This window comes from Streptomyces sp. NPDC030165, from assembly GCF_055573595.1.
The window spans coordinates 260792-281095 of record NZ_JBVIBD010000002.1 but is presented as its reverse complement, the minus strand read 5'-3'; the positions used below and the strand labels follow the sequence as shown (position 1 = coordinate 281095).

22 protein-coding genes are annotated in these 20304 nt (G+C 73.2%); 7 read left to right on the top strand and 15 right to left on the bottom strand.

Annotation, left to right across the window (positions count from 1 at the left end; genetic code table 11):
- Positions 1-267: 267 nt before the first annotated feature.
- The 5 genes from ACZ4Z1_RS04465 to ACZ4Z1_RS04445 all read right to left on the bottom strand — a co-directional run bounded on the left by ACZ4Z1_RS04465 (position 268) and on the right by ACZ4Z1_RS04445 (position 4950).
- On the bottom strand, positions 268-1422 hold the full coding sequence (locus ACZ4Z1_RS04465) for a low temperature requirement protein A (protein WP_468485082.1): 1155 nt from the start codon (positions 1420-1422) through the stop codon (positions 268-270).
- Positions 1423-1501: 79 nt separating this feature from the next.
- Positions 1502-2395, bottom strand: coding sequence for a hypothetical protein (locus ACZ4Z1_RS04460; protein WP_468485081.1), 894 nt, complete (start codon positions 2393-2395; stop codon positions 1502-1504).
- A gap of 8 nt (positions 2396-2403) precedes the next feature.
- Entirely contained in the window at positions 2404-4023 is a 1620-nt protein-coding gene (locus ACZ4Z1_RS04455; protein WP_468485080.1) for a peptidoglycan-binding protein, read from the bottom strand.
- A 123-nt stretch (positions 4024-4146) separates the two neighbouring features.
- On the bottom strand, positions 4147-4548 hold the full coding sequence (locus ACZ4Z1_RS04450) for a hypothetical protein (RefSeq protein ID WP_468485079.1): 402 nt from the start codon (positions 4546-4548) through the stop codon (positions 4147-4149).
- Positions 4549-4599: 51 nt separating this feature from the next.
- The gene (locus tag ACZ4Z1_RS04445) at positions 4600-4950 is read right to left on the bottom strand and encodes a WXG100 family type VII secretion target (protein WP_468485078.1); all 351 of its coding nucleotides are present in this window, start codon (positions 4948-4950) and stop codon (positions 4600-4602) included.
- Between the two features lie 591 nt (positions 4951-5541).
- Here ACZ4Z1_RS04445 and ACZ4Z1_RS04440 point away from each other — a divergent pair.
- A complete protein-coding gene (locus ACZ4Z1_RS04440; RefSeq protein WP_468485077.1) occupies positions 5542-6879 on the top strand; it encodes a M20/M25/M40 family metallo-hydrolase in 1338 nt (445 codons plus the stop codon).
- Between the two features lie 16 nt (positions 6880-6895).
- On the opposite strand, the gene ACZ4Z1_RS04435 is transcribed toward ACZ4Z1_RS04440, so the two are convergent.
- The 3 genes from ACZ4Z1_RS04435 to ACZ4Z1_RS04425 form a co-directional block, all read right to left on the bottom strand.
- Positions 6896-7084 carry a hypothetical protein gene (locus ACZ4Z1_RS04435; RefSeq protein ID WP_468485076.1) on the bottom strand — a complete coding sequence of 63 codons (189 nt, stop codon included), beginning with the start codon at positions 7082-7084 and terminating at the stop codon, positions 6896-6898.
- Entirely contained in the window at positions 7081-7935 is an 855-nt protein-coding gene (locus tag ACZ4Z1_RS04430; protein WP_468485075.1) for a MerR family transcriptional regulator, read from the bottom strand. Before ACZ4Z1_RS04430 ends, ACZ4Z1_RS04435 begins: the two co-directional genes overlap by 4 nt.
- 62 nt (positions 7936-7997) lie before the next feature.
- Complete coding sequence (locus tag ACZ4Z1_RS04425; protein WP_468485074.1) at positions 7998-8573, bottom strand: TetR/AcrR family transcriptional regulator; 576 nt, start codon at positions 8571-8573, stop codon at positions 7998-8000.
- 70 nt (positions 8574-8643) lie between these two features.
- On the opposite strand from ACZ4Z1_RS04425, the gene ACZ4Z1_RS04420 reads away from it, so the two are divergent.
- The 3 genes from ACZ4Z1_RS04420 to ACZ4Z1_RS04410 all read left to right on the top strand — a co-directional run bounded on the left by ACZ4Z1_RS04420 (position 8644) and on the right by ACZ4Z1_RS04410 (position 10075).
- Entirely contained in the window at positions 8644-9237 is a 594-nt protein-coding gene (locus ACZ4Z1_RS04420) for a dihydrofolate reductase family protein (protein ID WP_468485073.1), read from the top strand.
- 221 nt (positions 9238-9458) lie between these two features.
- Positions 9459-9773 (top strand): PP2C family protein-serine/threonine phosphatase, encoded by a 315-nt coding sequence (locus ACZ4Z1_RS04415; protein ID WP_468485072.1) that lies wholly within the window; start codon positions 9459-9461, stop codon positions 9771-9773.
- A gap of 95 nt (positions 9774-9868) precedes the next feature.
- Positions 9869-10075 carry a hypothetical protein gene (locus ACZ4Z1_RS04410; RefSeq protein WP_468485071.1) on the top strand — a complete coding sequence of 69 codons (207 nt, stop codon included), beginning with the start codon at positions 9869-9871 and terminating at the stop codon, positions 10073-10075.
- Here ACZ4Z1_RS04410 and ACZ4Z1_RS04405 read toward each other — a convergent pair.
- The 3 genes from ACZ4Z1_RS04405 to ACZ4Z1_RS04395 all read right to left on the bottom strand — a co-directional run bounded on the left by ACZ4Z1_RS04405 (position 10059) and on the right by ACZ4Z1_RS04395 (position 13007).
- Positions 10059-11264, bottom strand: coding sequence for an NAD(P)/FAD-dependent oxidoreductase (locus ACZ4Z1_RS04405; RefSeq protein WP_468485070.1), 1206 nt, complete (start codon positions 11262-11264; stop codon positions 10059-10061). The two genes, ACZ4Z1_RS04410 and ACZ4Z1_RS04405, sit on opposite strands and share 17 nt — an antisense overlap.
- Before the next feature lie 65 nt (positions 11265-11329).
- Entirely contained in the window at positions 11330-12163 is an 834-nt protein-coding gene (locus ACZ4Z1_RS04400; RefSeq protein ID WP_468485069.1) for a sulfite exporter TauE/SafE family protein, read from the bottom strand.
- A gap of 58 nt (positions 12164-12221) precedes the next feature.
- Positions 12222-13007, bottom strand: coding sequence for a GntR family transcriptional regulator (locus ACZ4Z1_RS04395; RefSeq protein ID WP_468485068.1), 786 nt, complete (start codon positions 13005-13007; stop codon positions 12222-12224).
- A gap of 296 nt (positions 13008-13303) precedes the next feature.
- Between ACZ4Z1_RS04395 and ACZ4Z1_RS04390 the strand changes: the two genes are divergently transcribed.
- Complete coding sequence (locus ACZ4Z1_RS04390; RefSeq protein WP_468485067.1) at positions 13304-14719, top strand: rhodanese-like domain-containing protein; 1416 nt, start codon at positions 13304-13306, stop codon at positions 14717-14719.
- Here the strand turns inward: ACZ4Z1_RS04390 and ACZ4Z1_RS04385 are convergent.
- A complete protein-coding gene (locus ACZ4Z1_RS04385) occupies positions 14679-16181 on the bottom strand; it encodes an MFS transporter (protein ID WP_468485066.1) in 1503 nt (500 codons plus the stop codon). The two genes, ACZ4Z1_RS04390 and ACZ4Z1_RS04385, sit on opposite strands and share 41 nt — an antisense overlap.
- Positions 16182-16468: 287 nt before the next feature.
- Between ACZ4Z1_RS04385 and ACZ4Z1_RS04380 the strand changes: the two genes are divergently transcribed.
- Positions 16469-16984 carry an AMP-binding protein gene (locus ACZ4Z1_RS04380; protein WP_468485065.1) on the top strand — a complete coding sequence of 172 codons (516 nt, stop codon included), beginning with the start codon at positions 16469-16471 and terminating at the stop codon, positions 16982-16984.
- Between the two features lie 6 nt (positions 16985-16990).
- On the opposite strand, the gene ACZ4Z1_RS04375 is transcribed toward ACZ4Z1_RS04380, so the two are convergent.
- Positions 16991-17398 (bottom strand): recombinase family protein, encoded by a 408-nt coding sequence (locus ACZ4Z1_RS04375; protein WP_468485064.1) that lies wholly within the window; start codon positions 17396-17398, stop codon positions 16991-16993.
- Positions 17399-17581: 183 nt separating this feature from the next.
- Positions 17582-18799: a helix-turn-helix domain-containing protein gene (locus ACZ4Z1_RS04370; RefSeq protein ID WP_468485063.1), complete on the bottom strand. Its 1218-nt coding sequence runs from the start codon at positions 18797-18799 to the stop codon at positions 17582-17584.
- A 130-nt stretch (positions 18800-18929) separates the two neighbouring features.
- On the opposite strand from ACZ4Z1_RS04370, the gene ACZ4Z1_RS04365 reads away from it, so the two are divergent.
- Positions 18930-19190: a hypothetical protein gene (locus ACZ4Z1_RS04365; protein ID WP_468485062.1), complete on the top strand. Its 261-nt coding sequence runs from the start codon at positions 18930-18932 to the stop codon at positions 19188-19190.
- Between the two features lie 46 nt (positions 19191-19236).
- Here the strand turns inward: ACZ4Z1_RS04365 and mscL are convergent, their stop codons facing one another.
- Positions 19237-19755 carry a large conductance mechanosensitive channel protein MscL gene (gene mscL, locus ACZ4Z1_RS04360; protein WP_468485061.1) on the bottom strand — a complete coding sequence of 173 codons (519 nt, stop codon included), beginning with the start codon at positions 19753-19755 and terminating at the stop codon, positions 19237-19239.
- Positions 19756-20304 lie beyond the last annotated feature (549 nt).

The following is a 20304-nucleotide window of genomic DNA, read 5'->3' as shown; positions in this document are numbered from 1 at the left end:
TGTCGTGGCGTCTCCTCGCCCGTCGGCTCCGGGCCGGTGGGCTGTCGCAGGTATAAAACGGGCAATCCGCACCCTACACCGTCCGGGGAAACGCCCGGCACCCGCCCTGGTGCTCTTCATGCGTCGCGTGGGGCCAATGGCCTGAAGTAGGAGGACCTTTGGCCGGAATCGCGGGGTCCGTGGGCCTGCTCGTGCGTGGTGCGACCGGCCTGACGCGTGGGGTCGATGACCCCGTACGGGCTGTAGCGCCCCGTAAGTGGCGGCCGGTCAGCTGCCCAGCGCCTGGCCCTGGCGCGCCGTCAGCGTCGCGCCCACCGCGACCGTCAGCGACGCCACCAGCCCGGTCAGCAGCACCGCGGCGTGCCCCGCGAACGTGCAGGCCAGGACCAGGACGGAGGACACCGGCAGCACCAGTTGCTGGGCCGGGCCGCGCTTCTGGTGACGGGAGTGGATCAGCCACACGGTGAACATGAACAGCGCGCCGGGCACGGTCACGCACGCCGACGCCGCGAACTGCGAGACGTGCGCCTTGCCGACCGACTCCTCCACCGCCACCTCGATGCCCGCGCCGATCGCCGCCGCCGAGCCGAAGATCAGGTAGTGCCCGTAACCCCAGAGGAACGCCTGGCGGTTGGAGGCGAGGTGCAGGTGGATCGGGACCGCGAAGTAGATCCAGTACGCGGCGAAGATCAGCAGCAGGCCGCCCGCCGCGATGGGCAGCAGGTCGCCCAGCGCTTCCTGTTCGTCCACCGCGGACTGCACCGCGACGGTGGCGGCGGCCACCGTCTCGCCGAGCATGATGATGACGAACAGGCCGTACCGCTCCGCGATGTGGTGCGGGTGCCAGGCCGTCTGGTGGTCGCGCTCGGCCAGCGTGGGCACGGCCATCTCCACGACCGCGAGCGCCAGGAACACCCACGGCCGTACGGACTCCGGGGACAGCAGGACGGCCAGCCAGCCGAACTGGCACAGCGTCACCCCGCCGGCATAGCGCAGCGCGGTGGTCCGCTCGGGCCCCGTACTGCCGTGCGCGGCCCGCAGCCACTGCCCCACCAGCGCGAGCCGCATCACCAGGTAGCCGAACCACACCACCGCGAAGTCACCGTCGAACGCGCGCGGCACCCCCGCCGCCAGGATCAGCACACCCGCCATCTGTACGAGCGTCACCACCCGGTACAGCGCGTCGTCGGTGTCGTACGCGGACGAGAACCACGAGAAGTTGACCCACGCCCACCAGATGGCGAAGAAGAGCATCAGATAGCCGGGGACGCCGTGCCCCGGGTGCCCCTCGGCGAGGGCGTGCACGAGCTGCCGCCCGGCCTGGGCGACGGCCACGACGAAGCACAGGTCGAAGAAGAGCTCCAGCGGAGTGGCCGCGCGGTGCGCCTCGGAGCGGCCGCGGGCCGTCATACGGGCCATCATGGGCTCAGTACAGCCCGCCCGGCCGCCGACTGCCACGGGACGCGCGGTCACCCCCGCCGGTCGGGGGACCGGCGAGTGCTCAGCGCACGGTGATCCGCACCGACCTGGTCCCGGAGTGCGCGCGGCTCTCCGCCGTCTGCGGGGTGCGGCCGTTCGCGCAGCGGTAGCAGCCGAACAGCTCGACCACGGTGGTGCCCGGCTGATCCGCCGAGAAGGTGTACCAGTCCTTGCGGTCGCCCGCCGCGTCGCCCTCGACGTGCGGCGCGTCGCTCAGCAGCGGGGCGGGCCCGGAGCCGCTGCGGCTGACGACCCGCCAGGTGATACCCGGCACGTTCGAGTAGGCGTTCGGCAGCGAGAAGCGTTCCCCGCGCCGGACGGTCACCTCGCCGCCGGAGCCGTCCGCGAAGCCGGTGCCGAGCATGCGCCCCCGGTCGAGGCCGCCGCCCGTCGCGCTCGGGGCCGCACTCGGCGCCGCGCCCGGTCCCGTACCCACGGTGACCTGGTACGTCATGGTGCGGTCGCCGTCCGTCCCGGTCAGCACGATCCGGGCGGTGCCGGGCCGGACGGCGTGGAAGGCGGCGCGTACGCCGTCCTTCTTGCCCGTGGCGGCGGCCTCGGTCCGGTGCCGTACCGCCGCGCCCTCGATCTTCGGCTCGTCCACCCGCCAGCCGCTGTCCTTTCCCGAGCCCGCGCCGTTGCCGGCGCCCGGCCGCAGCACGATGTCGAAGTCCGTACCGGCCCGCACCCGCAGGCTCGTCGCCTGGGACGGGTACGCCCAGGCCGCGCCCGGCACCCCGCCCGGCGTGGTGGGCGACGGCGACGCGGTCGGTGCCTTGACGCAGCAGTCCGACGGGCCGCCGCACGCGCCCGTCGTCAGCGCGACGAGGGCGGCGGCAGCCGTGGCCAGGGCGGCGCCGCGCAGCCGGGGACCGGAGCGGGGGAGATGCTTGCGAGGGCCGGAGGAATACGGCATCAGGCGGCTCACTTCGGTACGTGCACGGCGTACGCGTCCGGCAGGTCGTTGTCGGACGCCTTCTGCATCCGGCCGTTGACGAAGTCCTCCTCGCTGACCCAGGTCGTGGTCCCCCACGGGTTGTAGACCTGGAGCATGTCGCCCTCCTGGCCGACGATCATCATCGCGTGGCCGCTGCGGTCGCCGTCCTTGTAGCCCTCCACACCGATGGGCACGGGCCTGCCCTCGGCCACCGCCTTCTCGATGTCCGGCAGCGCGTCCCGCCGGGCGTCGGCGCTGCCGGTCTCGCGCAGCTCGTACGCGCCGCCCGTGTGCGGGCTGATCTCCTTGTTGACGACCTCGGTCTTGCCGTCGTTGTCCATGCCGCTGGGCTTGCCGGTGCCGAACCAGCCCTCGTGGCCCCCGTCGCCCTCCTCGTGCACCCGGTGCTGCTCGTCCACCAGGCGCTCGCGGAACGCCTTGGGGTCGTTCTCCTGGCCCGATTCGCCACCGGTGAGCCCCAGGGCGTAGACCGGGTCGACCATGGCCCGCGCGGTGACGGTCGAGGAGGCCACGCAGGTGCCCTCCTGTCCGTCGCCGCCCTGGGCCCACGCCTGCCCGTTGAAGGCCGTGGTGTCCTTGTTGACGTTCGAGCCGTCGGCGTTGCGGCCCTCGTCGTTCTTGCTGTCGCCCTGGGTGACGACCGGCGTCAGGTGGGCGGCGAGCCACTGCTCGTCGTCGCCGTGCGGGTGGATCTTGTCGCGGAAGCCGCGTACGGAGTCGAGGTCGTTGCCGGCGGCGAGCGCCTTCATCAGGTAGGCGCGCTCCTCGGGCGACTTGGACCCGGCGAGCATCCGCTCGAACTCGGCACGGTCCTCGGCGTTCATCTTGTTCAGATACGCGCTGGAACGCTGGAGATCGTTGCTGGTGAGGATCTCGTTGTGTTCGCGGGCCGGGGCGTTCTCGTCGACGGTGGAGGTGTCGGCGAGCATCAGCTTGTCCGACGCGGTCAGGCCCCGCGCCGTGACCTTGCCCGACCGGGCCTCGGCCGCGTACTTGTTCAGCTCGCGCGCCGCCTCCCGCGCCGCGTCGTCGGCCGTCACGGCTGCGCTGAGCAGGTCGGCGACGCCGGTCCGGGCCATGCTCTCGGCCCGGTTCCTGGCGTCCTCCTCGGCGTCGTCCTCCCACATGTCGTCGAAGACCCCGTCCTCGCCGCCGAGCAGACTCAGCGCCTCCTCCAGGCTGGGACGGCCCCGGCGGTCGGTCTCCTGGGCGGACCGCAGGGCGTCCGCGAGCCGGATCAGCTCGCCCCCGGCCCTGCTGAACGCCTCCGCCATCTGCTGCGCCGCCCGGTCCGCGGCGGCCACCACGTCCGCCGCCTTGACGGCGGTCGTACCGGTCCAGGCGTCCGGCAGGGTCTCCTGGGCCACCTTCTGGACACGGGGCTGCACCTCGTGGCCGCACGCGTCGGCGGCGGAGCGGTAGCTCTTGCCGGTCCTCTCGATCGTGCCGGGGTCGCCCATCGGGGCCTTCACGGCGAGCGCCTTCTTGATCTCGGATATCAGGTCGTTCTTGCTGTCGGCACCGTCGATGCCCTTGACCCGTTCGGCGAGTTCGGCCCGCCGTGCCGTCGTGGATTCGCCCTCCATGCGGGCCGCCTTTCCCCCGTCGTGCTGCTGGTGTGGTGGTGCCGGTGTTGCTGGTGCGGTGATGCTCGTAGCGCTGTCGGTGTTCGTGATGTCGCTGGTGATGCGGGTGCCGTTAGGTGCTGCTTACGGTGCCGGTGAGGTCCCCGCGGTCAGCCGCAGCTCCATCAGCGCGGCGACCGCCTCGAACCAGCGGGCGAGCGTCTCGTCGTCGTCCACGCTCCCGGCGGTCCTGGCCCCGGCCCCGGCGGCGAGCCAGGCGCCGGCCGTACGGGACGGTGCCCCGCCCGGCAGCGGCACGTCGAGCGCGGCGGCGTACGCGGCGCCGCCCGCGCGGACCACCCCGGCGAGGTAGGCCACGGAGCGGGGCAGCACGCCGAGCCGGCCGAGCGTCAGGGCGGCGGCGATCGCCCCGTCGCCGAAGAGGGCGCGGCGGGCGTGGCCCTCGGCCGGCAGGCCGAAGCGCAGCATGGACGGGACGTCGAGCCGCAGCAGTTCGTCGTCGGTCTTCGGGTGGAAAGCGGTCATGGCTGACGTGCCTGTTCTGGTGGCGGTGACGGTGGCGGGTTCGGCTGCTGATCAGCCGAAGGGGGTGGCGCCCACGCCGGAGGGCGCCGGCGCGGCGGCCGCGTGGCGGAGGCCGGAGACGGCGGAGTGGTCCGCGGCGCCGTAGTTGTCCGTCGTGGTGCGGAGTTTCTTCGCGATCTCGCCGAGGGCGTCGTGCAGCACGGTGGCCTCGCGCTGCCAGGCGCCGGCGAAGTTGTCGAAGGCGGGCGCCACGTCCTCGCCGCCGAACGCCTCCGGCCTGCTGCACGATTCCTTCGGGATGGATTTCTGTACGGAGGCGACGTGCCCGGCGGCGGAATCCAGTTCCGACGCGCTGTTCTCCGTACCGGATTTCCTGATCGCGTAACCTGACCCGTTGGCCATGCGTAGGTACCGTCCCCCGTGTGTCCGTACGTGCGCTTCCCGCGCCGAGCGGCCTGACGTGCCGCGCGGGATTCCCGGATGCGTACGGATGCGTGCCGCACGCCGATTTTCCGGGGCGCGGGCCCCTGTTCGGGATTCCCTGCCCGGATTCCGCTGCGTGCCAGGTCACTTCGGTGCCGGAGGAGCATAACCGATTCCCGGCGGATGCCTGGCAGATTCCTGGCGGATTCTTGGCGGAATCCCGGCGGAACGCCGTCCGGGTGAAGAGCGATACGGCGGCCGTTCGACCCAATAGGCCGCCCAATAAGCCGTTCCGGGTGCTTCGGTCCCGGGAATTCCCGCAATGGGGTTTCCGCGCATTCCGGTGCCCGGTGGTGGAAGGCGCGGCGGCCGGGAACTCCGTCCGGGTAACGCGCGTTGTCCGTACAGGATTTGCACGGGAAGGAGGGTGGCGCGCGGCGGCCCGTCCGCCGGTCCATGGCGGGCGGCCGGAAGGGTGGTGCGGGGCGGTGCGCGGGGCGGTGTTTTCCGGCCTGCCGCGGCCGGTCGCCGCCCTCGCCCGCGCGTCCGTTACATGATCAAATGCTACGTATGAGCGATAGCGCGCGTGACACCGTACTTGCCCCGCTCGACGCCCGCATGGCGGACCTCGAAGCCCTCTACGAAGACCTCCACCGGCACCCGGAACTCGGCTTCCAGGAGACCCGCACGGCCGCCGAAGCCGCCCGCCGCCTGACCTCGTACGGCTACGAGGTCACCACCGGCATCGGCCGCACGGGCGTGGCCGGTGTCCTGCGCAACGGACCCGGCCCGGTCGTCCTGCTGCGGGCCGACATGGACGCCCTGCCCGTCACCGAGCGCAGCGGCCTGCCGTACGCCTCCGCCGTCCCCGGCGTCATGCACGCCTGCGGCCACGACGTGCACGTCACCTGCCTGGCGGGCGCCGCCGACCTGCTCGCGGCGGGCCGGGAGCACTGGTCCGGCACCCTGGTCGTGCTCTTCCAGCCCGCCGAGGAGGTCGGCGACGGAGCCCGGGCGATGATCGAGGACGGGCTGTTCGGGGCGGCGGCCGCCGGTTCCGGTTCGGGTGACGCGGCCCCCGGCTCCGGTGCCACCGCCGGTTCCGGTTCCGCCGCTGACGGGCAGGGCGGCCGGGTGCCCACACCCGACGTGGTGCTCGCCCAGCACGTCGCCCCGCTCGGCGCGGGCCTGATCTCGTACGCCCCCGGCGCCTGCATGGCCGCCTCGGACAGCCTGAAGATCACCTTCCACGGCACCGGCGGCCACGGCTCCCGCCCCGAGACCGCCGTCGACCCGATCGTGATGGCCGCCGCCTTCGTGCAGCGGCTGCAGGCCGTGGTCGCCCGTGAGGTCGCGCCCAAGGACCGGGCCGTCGTCACCGTCGGCTCCTTCCAGTCCGGGGACGCGCCCAACGTCATCCCCGACCAGGCGGTGGTGCAGCTCAGCGTCCGTACCTTCGACGAGGAGGTGCGCAGCCGGGTGCTGGCGGCCATCGACCGCATCGCCAGGGCCGAGGCCGCCGCGTCGGACGCGCCGCGCGAGCCGGAGACCGAGGTGCTGAACACCTTCCCGGTCACCCGCAACGACGACCGGACGCTGGAGCGGGTCAACGCCGCCTTCACCGACCACTTCGGCGCCCAGCGGCTGTTCGGCTACGAACCGGCCGCCGGCAGCGAGGACGCCGGACTGATCGCCACGGCCGCCGGCGCGCCGCTCTACTACTGGTGGCTCGGCGGCTGGGACCCGGACGAGTTCCGCGCCGCGATGTCCTCCGGACGCCTCGCCCAGGACATCCCCTCCAATCACTCACCGCACTTCACCCCGGTCAAGCAGCCCACCCTGACCATGGGCGTCCAGGCCCTCACCGTCGCGGCACTGAGCCACCTGGAGGCGGGGCGGGACCGGTGATCCCCCGTACGGCGGGTCACGCGTACGGCCGCACTCCCAGCCGTACGTAGGTCACGCACCCCTGGAGGGCCAGCGCCACCACGACAGCGGGCACCACGGCCCAGGGGAGCACTCCCACGCCGGCGAGCAGGGCGCACAGGGGGACGGTGATCAGGGTCGGCAGGACGGAGGCGATGGCGAGGCGGACGCGGTGACGGCGGGTCATGAGCGGTCTCCTGCGGCCTGAGCACCGCTGGCGCTCGCCGCGCGTGCCGCGTCGAGGTAATCCGCCAGCTCCGCCCAGGCGTTCGTCCCGCCGTCCGGGGCCGCGTCCGTACCCGAGTCCGTGCCCGTACCCGGGTCCGTGCCCGTCGTCTCCGTCTCGCCCGCCATCGCCTCCGGATCCGTACGCCAGGCCTGCCGGACCCCGGCGGACACCCCCGTGTCCCCGCCGCTGAACAGCACGCCCAGCTCGTCCATCCGGGCCGCCAGGCGCCGTACCCGCCGATCGGTGGCCGGCACCCCCGCCTCGCGCAGCCGCTCCGCCCGGCGGTACAGCTCCGGCCACTCCACCTCCAGCAGGTAGTGCGCCGCCGGGCCGAGCGCCGCGCCACGGGCCGCGAGCACCTGGAGCTGGTCCGCGTCCAGGTGGCGGCGCAGGGCCTGGTCCGCCGCAGGGCCGGTGCGGCCGGCCGCCTCCAGCGCCGCCAGCAGATCGGGCGTGCCCGGCGCCGTACCCGCCGACAGCGACTCCTCCAGCCGCCGCAGCCGCCCGCGCAGCGCCTCCAGCGCGGTCAGGGACTCCTCGACCTCCGCCAGGTGGTCCCGTACGAGGCGCAGCGGGTCGACGCCCGAGTCCAGGCAGACCGCGATGGTTTCCAGGCTCAGGCCGAGACGGCGCAGGGCCAGTACCTGGTAGAGGCGCGCGGCGTCGTCCTCCGTGTATGCGCGATGGCCGCCCGGGGTGCGGCGGGACGGGCTGAGCAGCCCGATGGTGTCCCAGTGGTGCAGGGTCCGGACGGTCAGCCCGCTCGCCTCGGCGAGCCGGCCGACCTTCCACGTGGTCGCGTCGGTCATGCCTTTACGGTGCGGCATCACGCGGCGTCAGGTTCAAGCCGGGTGAGCCGCGCGGCGGTGGATCAGGGCGCCACGATGCGGTCCACCGCCGCGTCGACCAGCTTGTCCCGTTCGGCCTCCGAGAACACGCCGGGCAGGGTGAGCTGCTCGACGATGAGCCAGTTGAACGCCAGGTACAGCAGCCGGACGGCGGTCGCGTCGCCGGGCAGGCCGGATTCCTCGTGGTAGGCCACGTTGGCGTCGATGTCGGCGCGGACGCGCTCGGTCAGCACCGCGCGCAGTTCGGGGCGGCGGGTGGCTTCGAGGCGCAGTTCGAGCAGTGCCAGGTAGCCGGTACGGAACGAGCTGACCCGGCCGACCAGCTCGCGCATCAGCATCGCGTAGGTCTCCCGGCCCGGTGCGCTCGACCGCTGCCGCGCGATGGTCGCCTCGTCGGGCCGGAGCCGTTCGTAGACCCGGGCGCCCGCCTGGGTGAGGAGATCGTCGCGGTTGGCGAAGTAGTTGGAGGCGGTGCCGGCGGGGACGGCGGCCTCGGTGTCCACCGCGCGGAAGGTCAGCCCCCGTGCGCCCTCCCTGGCCAGGACCTCGATCGCGGCGTCGACGAGAGCGGCCCTCCGCTCGTCGTTCCTGCGGACCATTGACACCACTCCATTCGTAGTACTACGTTCTCACCACTTCACTTAGAGCACTATGGATGGAGTCATCTGTATGCGCAAGCTGGTCTACTACGTGGCAGTCTCCCTGGACGGCCGCATCGCGGGTCCCGGCGGAGAGTTCGACTTCTATCCCGCGGGCGACGAGGAGCAGGCCGCCGCCTACGGGGAGTGGGTCAACGCGCGCCACCCCGACTTCGTCCCCACCGCGATGCGCGCCGCCCACGGCCTCGCCGACACGCCCGCCCAGCGCTTCGACACCGTACTGATGGGACTCGGCAGCTACCGCCCGGCGCTGGACGCGGGCATCACCAGCCCGTACGCGCACCTGCGCCAGTACGTGGTCTCGAGCACGCTCGCGCCCGATGTCGACCCCGCCGTCACCGTGGTCCGCGCGGACCCGACCGCCCTGGTCCGTGAGCTGAAGGGGGAGGAGAAGCAGGAGCAGGACATCTGGCTGTGCGGCGGTGGCCGGCTCGCGGGCGCGCTGCTGCCCGAGATCGACGAGCTGATCATCAAGAGCTACCCGGTGGTCGCGGGGGCGGGGATCCCCGTGTTCGACGGGGAGTTCGATCCGACCGTCTTCGACGTGACCGACCGTGCTTCGTTCGACAACGAAGTGACGGTCACGTACTTCGCGCGGCGGTGAGCGGCGAGCGGTGAGCACGGGCAGGCGGCGGTGGCGGTAGAGCCCGCCGCGCCTCGTCCTTGGCCTTCTGGCCGCCGGCCCGGCCGCCGAGGCGGTCTCGGCGTACTGGGCGCAGGCCGAGGCCGGCACCGCCGCCCGCCGCGAACTGGCGGCCTTCCTCGTCGCCACCTGAAGAGGAAGGGCACGGACATGACGGAGACTTCCTGGTCGAGGTGGGCCGGTTGACCCCGGAGGAAGCCGAGCCGCACCCGCAACGCGCCCTGCTCCGGACGCTGGACGGCAGCGACGGCTTCGAACCGGAGACAGGACTGCGGGAGGCGCGCCCCGGCGACCGCTACCTGCTGTGCTCCGACGGCCTGTCCGCGGTGCTGCCCTCCGACGCCGTACGGGAGGTCCTCGGCGCGGCCCCCGACCCCGGCCGGGCGGTACGGGACCTGGTGGCCCTGGCGTATGACGCGGGGGCGCCGGACAACGTGAGCTGCGTGGTGGCGGACCTGTCCACGGACGCGTCCACGGACGTGTCGGCCACCGCGTAGGCCGGAGGGCCGCCGGTACCGTCCGTCCAGCGACACCCCCGATCGCGTACCTGCCGCCGGAGCCCTCGTGAACGAGCCCCGCGCGCACGAGCCGGATGGGCACGAGCCGGATGGGCCCGGACCGGACCCGCAAGATCCGGACCCGCAAGATCCGGCCACCGACGATCGCCGGGCCGAGGACGGCCTCCGGCGGCGAGCAGGCCCTGCCGGCCGACGAGCCGCCCGCCGCCGAGGAGTCCGAGGCGATGCTGTGGGAACTGCTGCCGGACCCGGGACAGGCGCCCGTCAGGCCAAGCCCTTGAGCATCCCCTTGAAGTACAGCTGCGGCAGCCCGTACCGCTTCAGGAACCACATGTCCGTCCGCTCCTTCGTCGTGTCGATGAACGGGATGGAGGGCGCCGGCTCCAGGTCGTAGTCGAACTCGGCGAGCAGCATCTTGTGGCGGGCGGTGACCAGGGGGCAGGAGGTGTAACCGTCGTAGCGGGCGGCGGCGGGCCGGCCGCGCAGCCCGGCGCGCAGGTTGGCGACGACGACCGGTGCCTGCTTGCGGATCGCGGCGCCCGTCTTGGACGTCGGCAGGTTCGCCACGTCGCCGATCGCGAACACCTCGGGGAAGTCGGGGTGCTGCAGCGTCGCCCGGTCGGCCTTGGCGTAGCCGAAGGGGGAGGCCGGGTCGGCGAGCGGGCTGTCGGCCACCCACTGCGGCGCGCGCTGCGGCGGCACGGCGTGCAGCAGGTCGTAGCGGATGGTCTCCTTCTCGCCCGTCGCGTTGTCGATGATCTCCGCCTCCCGCGCGGCGCCGTCCACCTGCGTCAGCTCCGACTGGAGCCGCACCTCGATGCCGTACCGCCGCGCCGTCTCCTCCAGCGCCCGGTTGAAGACCGGCACCTTGAACATGGTGGACTCGGGCAGCACCAGGATCGTACGGATACGGCCCAGCACCCCGCGCTTGCGCCAGTGGTCGGCGGCCAGGTAGGCGATCTTCTGCGGGGCGCCGCCGCACTTCACCGGCCCGGACGGCATGGTGAACAGCGCCGTACCGCGCTTGGTGCGCCGGATGAAGTCCCAGGTGAGCGGTGCGAGATCGGGGCGGTAGTTGCTGGAGACGCCGCCGTGGCCGAGGGCCTGCGCCAGGCCCGGTATGCCGTTCCAGTCCAGGCTCAGCCCGGGGGCGAGCACCAGCCGGTCGTACGAGACCGTCCGCCCCGAGGCGGTGCCCACCGTACGGGCGGCCGGGTCGACCGAGACGGCGGACTCGCGCAGCCACCGCACACCGGGCGGCATGACCTCCGCCTCCGTGCGCAGCGAGGCCCGCAGCGGCGCCTGGCCGCCGCCGACCAGCGTCCAGAGCGGCTGGTACCAGTGCGTCTCGGAGGGCTCCAGCACCGCGATGTCGCGCAGTCCGGCGCGGCGCAGCCGGGCGGCCACGGTGATGCCGGCGGTGCCGCCGCCGATGATGACGACCTGGTGGTGCGTCGAGGCGGAAGTCATGGTTCTTTCCTCCTGGGGTCGAGGATCGGGGGTCGGGGCAGGGCTCGGAGCCCTGCCCTGAACGGTCATGTGCGGGGGATGCCGGCCACCACCATCGACACGGCGAGCACGGTGACCAGCGAAGCGAACGCCGTGGACAGGGCCTGCGGCCGCAGCCGGGCGGCGAGCCGGTTGCCCAGCCAGCTGCCGAGCGCGGCGCAGGCCGCGAAGGAGGCCAGCAGTGGCCAGTCCAGACCGCCCGCGCCGGCCCGGGTGGCGAACGCCGTACCGGAGTTGACGAGGATGACGAGGAGCGACGTACCGACGGCGACAGGCATCTCCAGACCGAGGACGAGGGTCAGCGCCGGTACGACGACGAAGCCCCCGCCGACACCGAAGAAGCCGGTCAGCAGGCCGACGGCGGTGGCAGTGGCGCTGATGCGCAGGGCGGAGGTGAGGCGGGAGGTGGTTGTGGGGTTCCCGGTGGCTGTGGGGTGCGGGGCGCTGTGCGAGGTGAGTGGGCGGGCGGAGTCCGTGCGCGTCTTCTTCCGTTCGCGCCACGTCCGTACGAGCATCGCCGCCGCCACCGCCAGCATCAGCCCCGCGAACGCCGTCATCAGAACGGCCGGGTCCAGCGACGCGCTCCAGCGCGAGCCCACGAACGTACCCGCGGTGCCCAGCCCGCCGAAGGCCGCGCCCGCCGCCCAGCGGACCCGGCCCGCGCGGGCGTGGCAGGCCAGGCCGGAGGCCGCGCCGATGCCGACGACGACCAGCGCGCCCGCCGTGGCCTCGTGCGGGGACTGGTGCAGCAGGTAGACCAGCGCCGGTACGGCGAGGATCGAACCGCCGCCGCCGAGCGCGCCCAGCAGCAGCCCGATGACCAGCCCGCAGGGGAGTGCCGCGAAGGCTAGGAGCGGCATGGCCGGCGGTGTGTCGTCGCTGGTAGCGGCCGCGTCGCGTACGGGCCTTGAGCCGCCGTCATGACGGACACGAGGCGCGTGGCGCGAGTTCGACCGCACGGCTGTCGCTCGACCACTCGGCGACGAAGGCGAAGCGGTCGCCGCGTACGACCGTCTCGCGCCACTCCACCGGCCGTTCCCCGGAACGCCCCAGCCGCTCGATGGCGAAAGCGGGTTCCCGGTCGGCCAGCCCCAGCAGCCACGCCTGCCGGATGTCGGGCAGGAAAGGGTGGATGCGTTCCCGGCCGCCGGTGACCTTCACGCCGCAGCGCCGCTGCAGCTCGCCGTAGAGCGAAGTGTGCCGGAAGTCCGCGTCGAGCAGCGGCTCGGCCACCTCGGCGGGCAGGTACGTGGTGTCGTGGGCGAGCGGCTCGCCGTCCGCCAGGCGCAGCCGCTCCAGCACGACCAGCGGCGCGTCCGGGACGAGACCGAGCTGGTCGGCGACCGGGCCGTCCGCCGTCCGCTCCAGTCGCAGCACCTCGCTGCGCTGCTCCACACCCTGGCCCTCCAGCTCACGGAAGAGGCTGTAGAGCGAGCCGAGCGGCTGCTGTATGCGCCGGGTGTTCAGCCGGCTGGCGCGGCCGCGTTCGGCGATCACCAGGCCGTCCGCGCGCAGCTTGCGCAGCGCCTCGCGGACGGTGTGCCGGCTGACCTCGTACTCCCCGGTGAGGCGGTGTTCGGCCGGGAACTCGTCGGTGAACTCGTCCGCCTCCATCCGGCGCCGCAGGTCTTCGGAGAGCTGGGCCCACAGGGGCAGCGGCGAGCTCCGGTCCAGGGGACGCGGGCCCGGGGGGAGTTCGGTCATGAAGGCGCCTCCGAGCGGGTACGGGTGGTGCGGGCGGCCGGGTGCCGGTGCCTCCGGGGACCGGTGCCTCCGAAGTCCCGTGCCTCCGGGGGCTGCGTGTCCGGGTGCCGGATGCCGGTACGGGGGTACGGGCGCGCCGCCGTCTTCGGGTGGTCGTCCTCGGCGCCCGCCGCCGAACGGGTCCGAACTTGTCGGCGCCGACGCCGCATGCCTAATGTACGTACATCCGTGCATCCGCACAACACACCCCTCGCGGAGCCCGTGACTGCGGGCCCGCAGGACCACGGAGGTCGACCGTGCACTTCGCGCAGTACTACCTCGACTGCCTCTCCCAGGCGTCGTACCTGATCGGCGACGAGACCACCGGACGCGCCGTCCTCGTCGACCCACGCCGCGACATCGACGACTACCTGCGCGACGCGGAAGCGGCCGGACTGCGCATCGAACTGATCATCGAGACGCACTTCCACGCCGACTTCCTCTCCGGACACCTCGAACTGGCCCGCGCCACCGGCGCCACCATCGCCTTCGGCGAGGCCGCCGAGACCGGCTACCCGATACGGCGGCTGAGGGACGGCGAACGGATATGCCTGGGCGGCGATCAGGGAGAGCGGGCGGGGACGGAAGCGGAACCCGGCGGCGTGACCCTCACCGTCCTCGCCACTCCCGGTCACACCCCGGAGTCCATCTGTCTCGTCGTCCACGAACAGCCGGATGACGAGGCGCCGTACGGTGTCCTGACCGGCGACACCCTCTTCGTCGGCGACGTGGGACGCCCCGACCTGCTCGCCGCGGCCGGGCTGACGCCGCAGGACATGGCGGGCCGCCTCTACCGCTCCCTGCACGGCAAACTGCTCACCCTCCCGGACGCCACCCGCGTCTTCCCGGCCCACGGCGCCGGCTCGGCCTGCGGCCGCAACCTCTCCACCGAGACCACCTCCACCATCGGCGACCAGCGCCGACACAACTACGCGCTCCAGCCCATGCCGGAAGCCGACTTCGTCCGCCTGGTCACGGCCGGGCAGCCCGCCACCCCCGGCTACTTCGCCCACGACGCCGCCCTCAACCGCGACGGCCACCCGCTCCTGGACACCGCGCCGCCCGCCGCCCTCACCCTCGACGAGGCGCTGGCCGCCTGCCGGGACGCCGGCGCGGTCCTCCTGGACAGCCGCCCCCTCGCCGCGTACACCGAGGCGCACTTCACCGGGTCGCTGCACATCAGCCTGGACACCCGGTTCGCGGAGTACGCGGGCAGCGTGGTGGCGCCCGGCACGCCGATCGTCCTCGTCAGCGACCCGGGCACGGAGCGCGAGGCCCGCCTCCGCCTGGCCCGCATCGGCTACGACCACGTCCTCGGGCACGTACCGGACCCGGCCGCCGAACTCGCCCGCCACCCCGAGCTGGTCTCCCGCACCCGCCGCCTGGCGCCCGGCGACCTCCCGGCCGGGAGGTCGCCGGCCGGGGACGTCCAGCTGATCGACGTCCGTAACCCCGCCGAGTACGAGACGGGCGCCCTGCCCGGCGCCCGCAATCTGCCCCTCGCGAACCTCCCCGCCGGCTGCGCGTCCCTGGACCCGGACCGCCCGGTCGTCCTCTACTGCCGTAGCGGCAGCCGCTCCGTGATCGCCGCCGCGCTGCTGGAGGCCCGCGGCTTCCGGGACGTACGGGACGTCATCGGCGGGTACGAGGCGGCCGCGACCGCCTGCGGCTGAGGCGTGTACGGGTGCGGGTGCGGTCGAGGCGTGCGGCCCGCCGGTTCCGGAGGAGAGCGGCACCCCGGTTCCGCAGCAGCAGGGCCAGGCCGGCGGCCGCGCACCCGGCGGCGGCCAGGCGCAGTGCGCCGCCCGGGTCCGTACCGGCCGGCGCGAGGCCCAGCCCGGCCGTCACCGTGATCACGCACTTGGTCAGCCCGGACGCCTGACCCGCACGGTCCGGGCGCACCACGGCCTGAGTGCCTGTCAGGGTCAGGGCACCCGCCACACCCAGCGAGGCAGTGGCGACGGTGACCACCGACAGCAGCACGGCCGTCGCGCCATCGCCATCCGGCACCGCACCGGCCTGCGTCGTTGTTGCTGTTGCTGTCGCTGCCAACGCGGCAGCGGCGAGGCCGAGGCAGGCGGCCATCGCGGGCTCGGCGGCGCCGGCCGGTACGCGTCCGGCCAGCGGTCCGGCCGCCGCCATCGCCACCGCCGGTACGAGAAAGGCGGTCCCCGCACCCAGTACGGACATCCCCGTCACGTCCTGAAGCACGAGCGGGACCACGAAGAGCAGCACCACGGTCGCCGCGTTGGCCACCGCACCGGCCGAAGTGAGCGCGACATACGGCCCGTCACGGAAGAGGGCGAGGTCGAACAGCGGCGCGCGCGACCGGCGCTCGGCCCGAACGAACAACGCACCGAGCACCACTGCGCCCGCCGCCCACCCGCACGCCTGCCACCACACCTGCACGCTCTCGAAGGCCATCGCCAGACAACCAGGCACCCCGGTCCCGACAACCAGCGAACCCCAACGGCCCCCACGCCCGCCCCGGCCTCGGCACTCCGCGCCCCGCGCCCGACGGTCCGTCCCGTCCCGGGCCTCCGGCGCGCGCCGCGCACACAGCATCGCCACCGCGCACAGCGGCACGTTGACCCAGAACACGGCCCGCCACGACAGCGCCTGGGCCAGCGCTCCGCCCACGAACGGGCCGCACGCCGTGGCGAGACCCGCCAGCCCCAGTGCGTACCCCGTCGCGACCCGCGCCCGCCCCGGCGGGAAAGAACGCGTCAGCAGAGCCAGCCCCACCGGCATGACCAGCGCCCCACCCGCCCCTTGCAGCACGCGCAGCACCACGAGCACCGGCAACGAGGGAGCCAGCGCGCACCCCGCCGACGCCCCTCCGAACAGCACGAGCCCGAGGAGCAGCAGCCGCCGCCTCCCGTACAGGTCGCCCAGCCGCCCGGCCGCCGGCATCAAGGACCCGGCCGCCAGCAGATAGCCACTGATCACCCACGGGCCGGCCGCCGCGGACGCGTGCAGGTCCCGGCGGATCACCGGCAGCGCCAGGTTCAGCGCGAAGGCGTCCAACTGCACACAGAACCCGCCGACCGCCACGGCCACCACAGCCCACAACCGGCTCCACACCACCGTTCCGGCATCGCCTGCACGACGCCGCTCGTCACTGCACTCAGGCATCCGACACACCGGTCCACCTCTCGCGCCGCGCGGGTCGGCCCGGCGCACTACGTACGGATGAGGAAGGGGAAAGGCGGGTGGATTGCGTGTGCCGGAGGCGGGGCAGAGACGTGGGGGTGCCGTACGGGCACCTACGGTTTCGTACGAGCACGTCGCTCAGGGGCACGGAAGCGACGCCTCCAGGGGCGCCGCGAACGCGGCAGCTACGGGGCACGGGCCCTGCCGTACAGCGGACGTTCAGCAGTTGTTGATCGCTGATCTTCAGGCTGGTCCGCATGTTGCGCCGTGTGATCTTTGAGCATGAGGAAACGACCCGGGAAGCGCAAGAGCCCCCGGCGTCCCCGCCCCCGATAGCCCTCACCTGGCACGGCGAGCCGGGACGTCACGAGGAGCTGACCCACACCATGCTCATGGGCCAGGCCAAGCGGGCCGCCGCCGTGCTGGCCCGGCTCGGGGTACGGGCCGGCGACCCGGTGGCGGTGCACCTGCCGCTGGTGCCGGAGTCGGTGATCGCCACGCTCGCCTGCGGCCGGCTCGACGCCGTCCGTACGACGCTGCCGGTCTACCTGACCGTTCCGGAACTCGCCGAAGCGGCACGGGACTCCGGCGCCAAGGTGATCATCACGGCGGACGCCGCGTTCTGGGACGGCGCGGTACGCCCGGTCAAGCCCGTACTGGACCGGGCCCTGCGGCGCGGCTGCCCGCAGGTACGGTCCGTCCTCGTCGTGAACCGCACCAGCCGCCCGGTCTCCTGGACAGCGGGCCGCGACCACTGGTGGCACGAAGCCCTCGCCACCCGCTGACCGCCGCTACGTACGGGGCTGCTGCCCCACCCGCGCGGCCGGCACCCGCGCGTACCCGGCCCGCTCGTCGCTCTCGCCGAACGCCGTGGCCGAGTACCCGCCCACCCGCGCGACACGCCGTTGCAGCGCGAGCCGCCCCTCGACGTCATGCGCGAACCGGTTCCAGTGGTGCACGAGACAGAACGCGCGCCGCCCCACCACCACCCGCCCCAACACGCCGACCAGCGCCCCCAACTCAGGCCGCTCACCACCCAACGCCTCATCCCCGAAATCCACCCACCACCCGGCAATCTCCCACCCCTGCCGCTCGGCATAGGTGCGACAACCAGCGATCCGCATCTCCAACACGGCGTGCGACCGCGTCGCACAACGGTCGTAGATGAAGGCGAGCGGGGGTGTGGTGTCACCGGTCATACCTGGCTCCTGGTGGTTCACGGAGCGGTGCCGTCTCCGTCCCCGGCCGGGAACGTACGGGCGCCACGTCATGCGGAGCACGCTAGACAGCGCCGTCACCCCGGCCCAGGGACGCCTTGGCCCACTTGGTGTCAGCGGTAGGGCGGGCAGGGCCGACGCGCTGGAAGGGTGGGACAGGGTGTCCTAGCCCTCGACCCCCAGCCTGCCGGCAAGTCTCAGCACCGGCGCGTCCCTGCGCCCGGCGCTTCCGCACAGCTCCGCGACGAGACGGCGGGACGTCGAGTGGTAGCGCATCCACTCGGGGGCGTCCTGCTCGGCGTGGAACAGTGCGCGTATCGCCGACGCCTCCTCTTCGAGGTCGTGGTGGGCCAAGGCCCGGTCGACGTGGAAGCGGGCCCGCCAGGTGGGCGGGAGGGAGGCGAGGGCGGGGACCCGGCGAGCCTCGCGAACGGCGCGCTCGCTCTGCTCCATCTCCACCAGGAAATTGACCTTGGCGACGCCGGCGTTGGTCGGGCCGAAGGGGATGGCGTAGACGATCCGGTCCTCCCCGACCCGCTCGGCCGCCGCCGAGGCCAGCCGCAGGAGGTCGGTGACCGTGGCATGGCGCTTCTGGCGAACAGCGGCAGTGGCGGCGCGCAGCAGCAGGATGCCCCAGAGCGCTATGTCCTGAGGCGGCGAGCGGAAGCCCGGTTCGATCGCGTCCGCGCGAGCCATCGCCACGCGCTCGGCATCGCCGAGGCGGCCCTGTTTGATGAGCACCCAGCTCAGGGTGGATGCCGAGAGCGTCTCCAGGCGGGGGTCGTCAGAGAGGCGGACGGCCGCCATGGAACGTTCCATGGCGGTGAACGCCGCATCCTCCTTGCCCAGGGCGGCCAGCGTCGTGGCCGCGACCTGATAGGCGACGGCCAGCACGGAGTTGGCGGCGGCCGCCTCCGCGCCCGTGAAGGCGTGGGCGGCCGTCCGCGCGTCACGGATCAGGCTGGGCAGCAGGACACCGATCTCGCCCATCCGCCCCTCGCGCCTGATGCCCTCCGTGGAACGGAGCGCCGCGCGCAACTGGCCGAGGCTGGGCGGGTCCTCATAATCCTCGTCGTCGAGGAGGTCCGAGACCGGTGACACGGCGCGACGCAGGGCCAGGACCGACGGCGCTTCCTCCTGGGCGGGCCGCTGGACCTCGAAGGTCCCGGGCTGGCCGACGAGGTAGGACGGTTCGGTGTCCAAGGCGGCTGCCAGCGCGTTGATGCTGGACAGCCGTGCCGTTCTGCGGCGTCCTTGCTCCAGCTTGCGGACGACGTCCACCGAGAGACGGGCCGCCTCGGCGAGCTGCTCCTGCGTCAGTCCCCGGCGCAGCCGGAGCCGAGCCAGCCGGTCGCCCATCCCTGCTTCGTACGCGGCACTCATGAAGACCCCCGCCAGAAGGTGTTCCAGCAACGGTACGCCCGGGAACCCGGCGCGCCGCAACGTGCGGAGGGTGGGACGGCGCCCGACCCGACCGCCCCGGGCATGTCTTGAGCAGCCGTACCCTGGAGGAGTGAGTACGACCCCTGACCCCCGGCCCGAGGCCGACGCGGAGCCGCAGCAGAGCCCGCAGCGGCCGGAGAGCGCGGCCCGGCCGGAGAGCGCGGAGCGCCCCCGGCAGCCCAAGGCGCACTCGGCGCTGATCTTCGACGATCCGCTCGGCCGGCCGTCGTCGGACGACACCGACCGCGGCTGGGGCGAACGCCCGACCAGTGGCGACAGCGCCGCCGATCTCGCGCGCTTCCTCGACGAGAAGCCGCCCCACCACCTCTGACCGAGGCGCCGGGGCGGCTTCGCCGTACCGGGGTGAGCGAAGTCCCTTACCGCGTCTTCTGCGTGATCACCGAGCCGGCGCCGCCACCGGCGGACGAGCCCGTCGGCGAGCCGGACAGCGAGCCGTTGCGCTGCGCCACGAGCGCGTCGCGGATCTCCTTCAGCAGCTCGACCTCGGTCGGGGCCGCCGGGGCGTTGTCCACCGGCTTCTTGGCCTCCTGGCGGGCCTTCCACTTGTTCATCGGCAGGATCATGAGGAAGTACACGACCGCGGCGGTGATCAGGAACGTCAGGACCGCGCTGAGCACCGACCCCCACAGGATGTAGATCCCGTCGGTGTAGTCGCCCGTCTTCGCGTCCGTGCGGCAGGTGGTGAGGCAGGCCTTGTAGTGGTCGAGGTTCTGCGAGCCCAGGGCACCGACGATCGGGTTGATCACGCCCTTGACCACGGCGTTCACGATGTTGGTGAACGCGGCTCCGACCACGACGGCCACCGCGAGCTCGATCACGTTGCCGCGCATCAGGAATTCCTTGAATCCCGCGAGTACGCCCGTCTTCCCGCTCACCTGAAAGCCTCTTTCCACACTCACTACGAACCGTGCATCGAACAGCACCGCAACCTACGGCAGGGCAGGGCGAGGCTGTCCAATCCCATGACCTGAATCGGTGAGCGGACAGAGCGTCCGTACGGATCGGCGCCGCGTCCCGGCCGGCCGGGGGAGGAACTCCCCCACGGCACGACGGACGCACCCCGCCACGTCGGCCAGTGTCGCGCGCATATCGGGCAAAGGCCACTCGATCTTCGCCCGGCGCGGTCGGCGCCGTCATGACCGCCCCCACCCGGGGTGACCCCCGGGAGCCGGTGCCGCGCAGGCACCCGAGGGGCCCGAAGCGCGCCCCTCGCCGCTCTGATGGGCCGTCGCGGTCAGCGCCGCGGCCGTCATCGCCAGCCCCGCCGTCACGGTCCGCCGCCGGCGCCGTACCGCCCGGCGCAGCCGGTGCCGCCCGCCCCGCGCCCGTACCGGAGCGAAGTGCGCAACGTCACATGGTGGAGGAAGGGGGAGGGGCGAGGCGAGGTCGTCCGGCGACGGGGGAGAGGGAGGAGCAGGTGGAGA

What these genes read in the sequence shown, in the direction of transcription:
- ACZ4Z1_RS04465 (WP_468485082.1), bottom strand. Translation starts at nt 1,422, where the DNA reads ATGATGGCCCGTATGACGGCCCGCGGCCGCTCCGAGGCGCACCGCGCG.
- ACZ4Z1_RS04450 (WP_468485079.1), bottom strand. Translation starts at nt 4,548, where the DNA reads ATGACCGCTTTCCACCCGAAGACCGACGACGAACTGCTGCGGCTCGAC.
- ACZ4Z1_RS04375 (WP_468485064.1), bottom strand. Translation starts at nt 17,398, where the DNA reads ATGACCGGTGACACCACACCCCCGCTCGCCTTCATCTACGACCGTTGT.
- ACZ4Z1_RS04370 (WP_468485063.1), bottom strand. Translation starts at nt 18,799, where the DNA reads ATGAGTGCCGCGTACGAAGCAGGGATGGGCGACCGGCTGGCTCGGCTC.
- ACZ4Z1_RS04420 (WP_468485073.1), top strand. Translation starts at nt 8,644, where the DNA reads ATGCGCAAGCTGGTCTACTACGTGGCAGTCTCCCTGGACGGCCGCATC.
- ACZ4Z1_RS04425 (WP_468485074.1), bottom strand. Translation starts at nt 8,573, where the DNA reads ATGGTCCGCAGGAACGACGAGCGGAGGGCCGCTCTCGTCGACGCCGCG.
- ACZ4Z1_RS04400 (WP_468485069.1), bottom strand. Translation starts at nt 12,163, where the DNA reads ATGCCGCTCCTAGCCTTCGCGGCACTCCCCTGCGGGCTGGTCATCGGG.
- ACZ4Z1_RS04395 (WP_468485068.1), bottom strand. Translation starts at nt 13,007, where the DNA reads ATGACCGAACTCCCCCCGGGCCCGCGTCCCCTGGACCGGAGCTCGCCG.
- ACZ4Z1_RS04410 (WP_468485071.1), top strand. Translation starts at nt 9,869, where the DNA reads ATGGGCACGAGCCGGATGGGCCCGGACCGGACCCGCAAGATCCGGACC.
- ACZ4Z1_RS04430 (WP_468485075.1), bottom strand. Translation starts at nt 7,935, where the DNA reads ATGACCGACGCGACCACGTGGAAGGTCGGCCGGCTCGCCGAGGCGAGC.
- ACZ4Z1_RS04405 (WP_468485070.1), bottom strand. Translation starts at nt 11,264, where the DNA reads ATGACTTCCGCCTCGACGCACCACCAGGTCGTCATCATCGGCGGCGGC.
- ACZ4Z1_RS04440 (WP_468485077.1), top strand. Translation starts at nt 5,542, where the DNA reads ATGAGCGATAGCGCGCGTGACACCGTACTTGCCCCGCTCGACGCCCGC.
- ACZ4Z1_RS04445 (WP_468485078.1), bottom strand. Translation starts at nt 4,950, where the DNA reads ATGGCCAACGGGTCAGGTTACGCGATCAGGAAATCCGGTACGGAGAAC.
- ACZ4Z1_RS04455 (WP_468485080.1), bottom strand. Translation starts at nt 4,023, where the DNA reads ATGGAGGGCGAATCCACGACGGCACGGCGGGCCGAACTCGCCGAACGG.
- ACZ4Z1_RS04385 (WP_468485066.1), bottom strand. Translation starts at nt 16,181, where the DNA reads ATGCCTGAGTGCAGTGACGAGCGGCGTCGTGCAGGCGATGCCGGAACG.
- ACZ4Z1_RS04435 (WP_468485076.1), bottom strand. Translation starts at nt 7,084, where the DNA reads ATGACCCGCCGTCACCGCGTCCGCCTCGCCATCGCCTCCGTCCTGCCG.
- ACZ4Z1_RS04460 (WP_468485081.1), bottom strand. Translation starts at nt 2,395, where the DNA reads ATGCCGTATTCCTCCGGCCCTCGCAAGCATCTCCCCCGCTCCGGTCCC.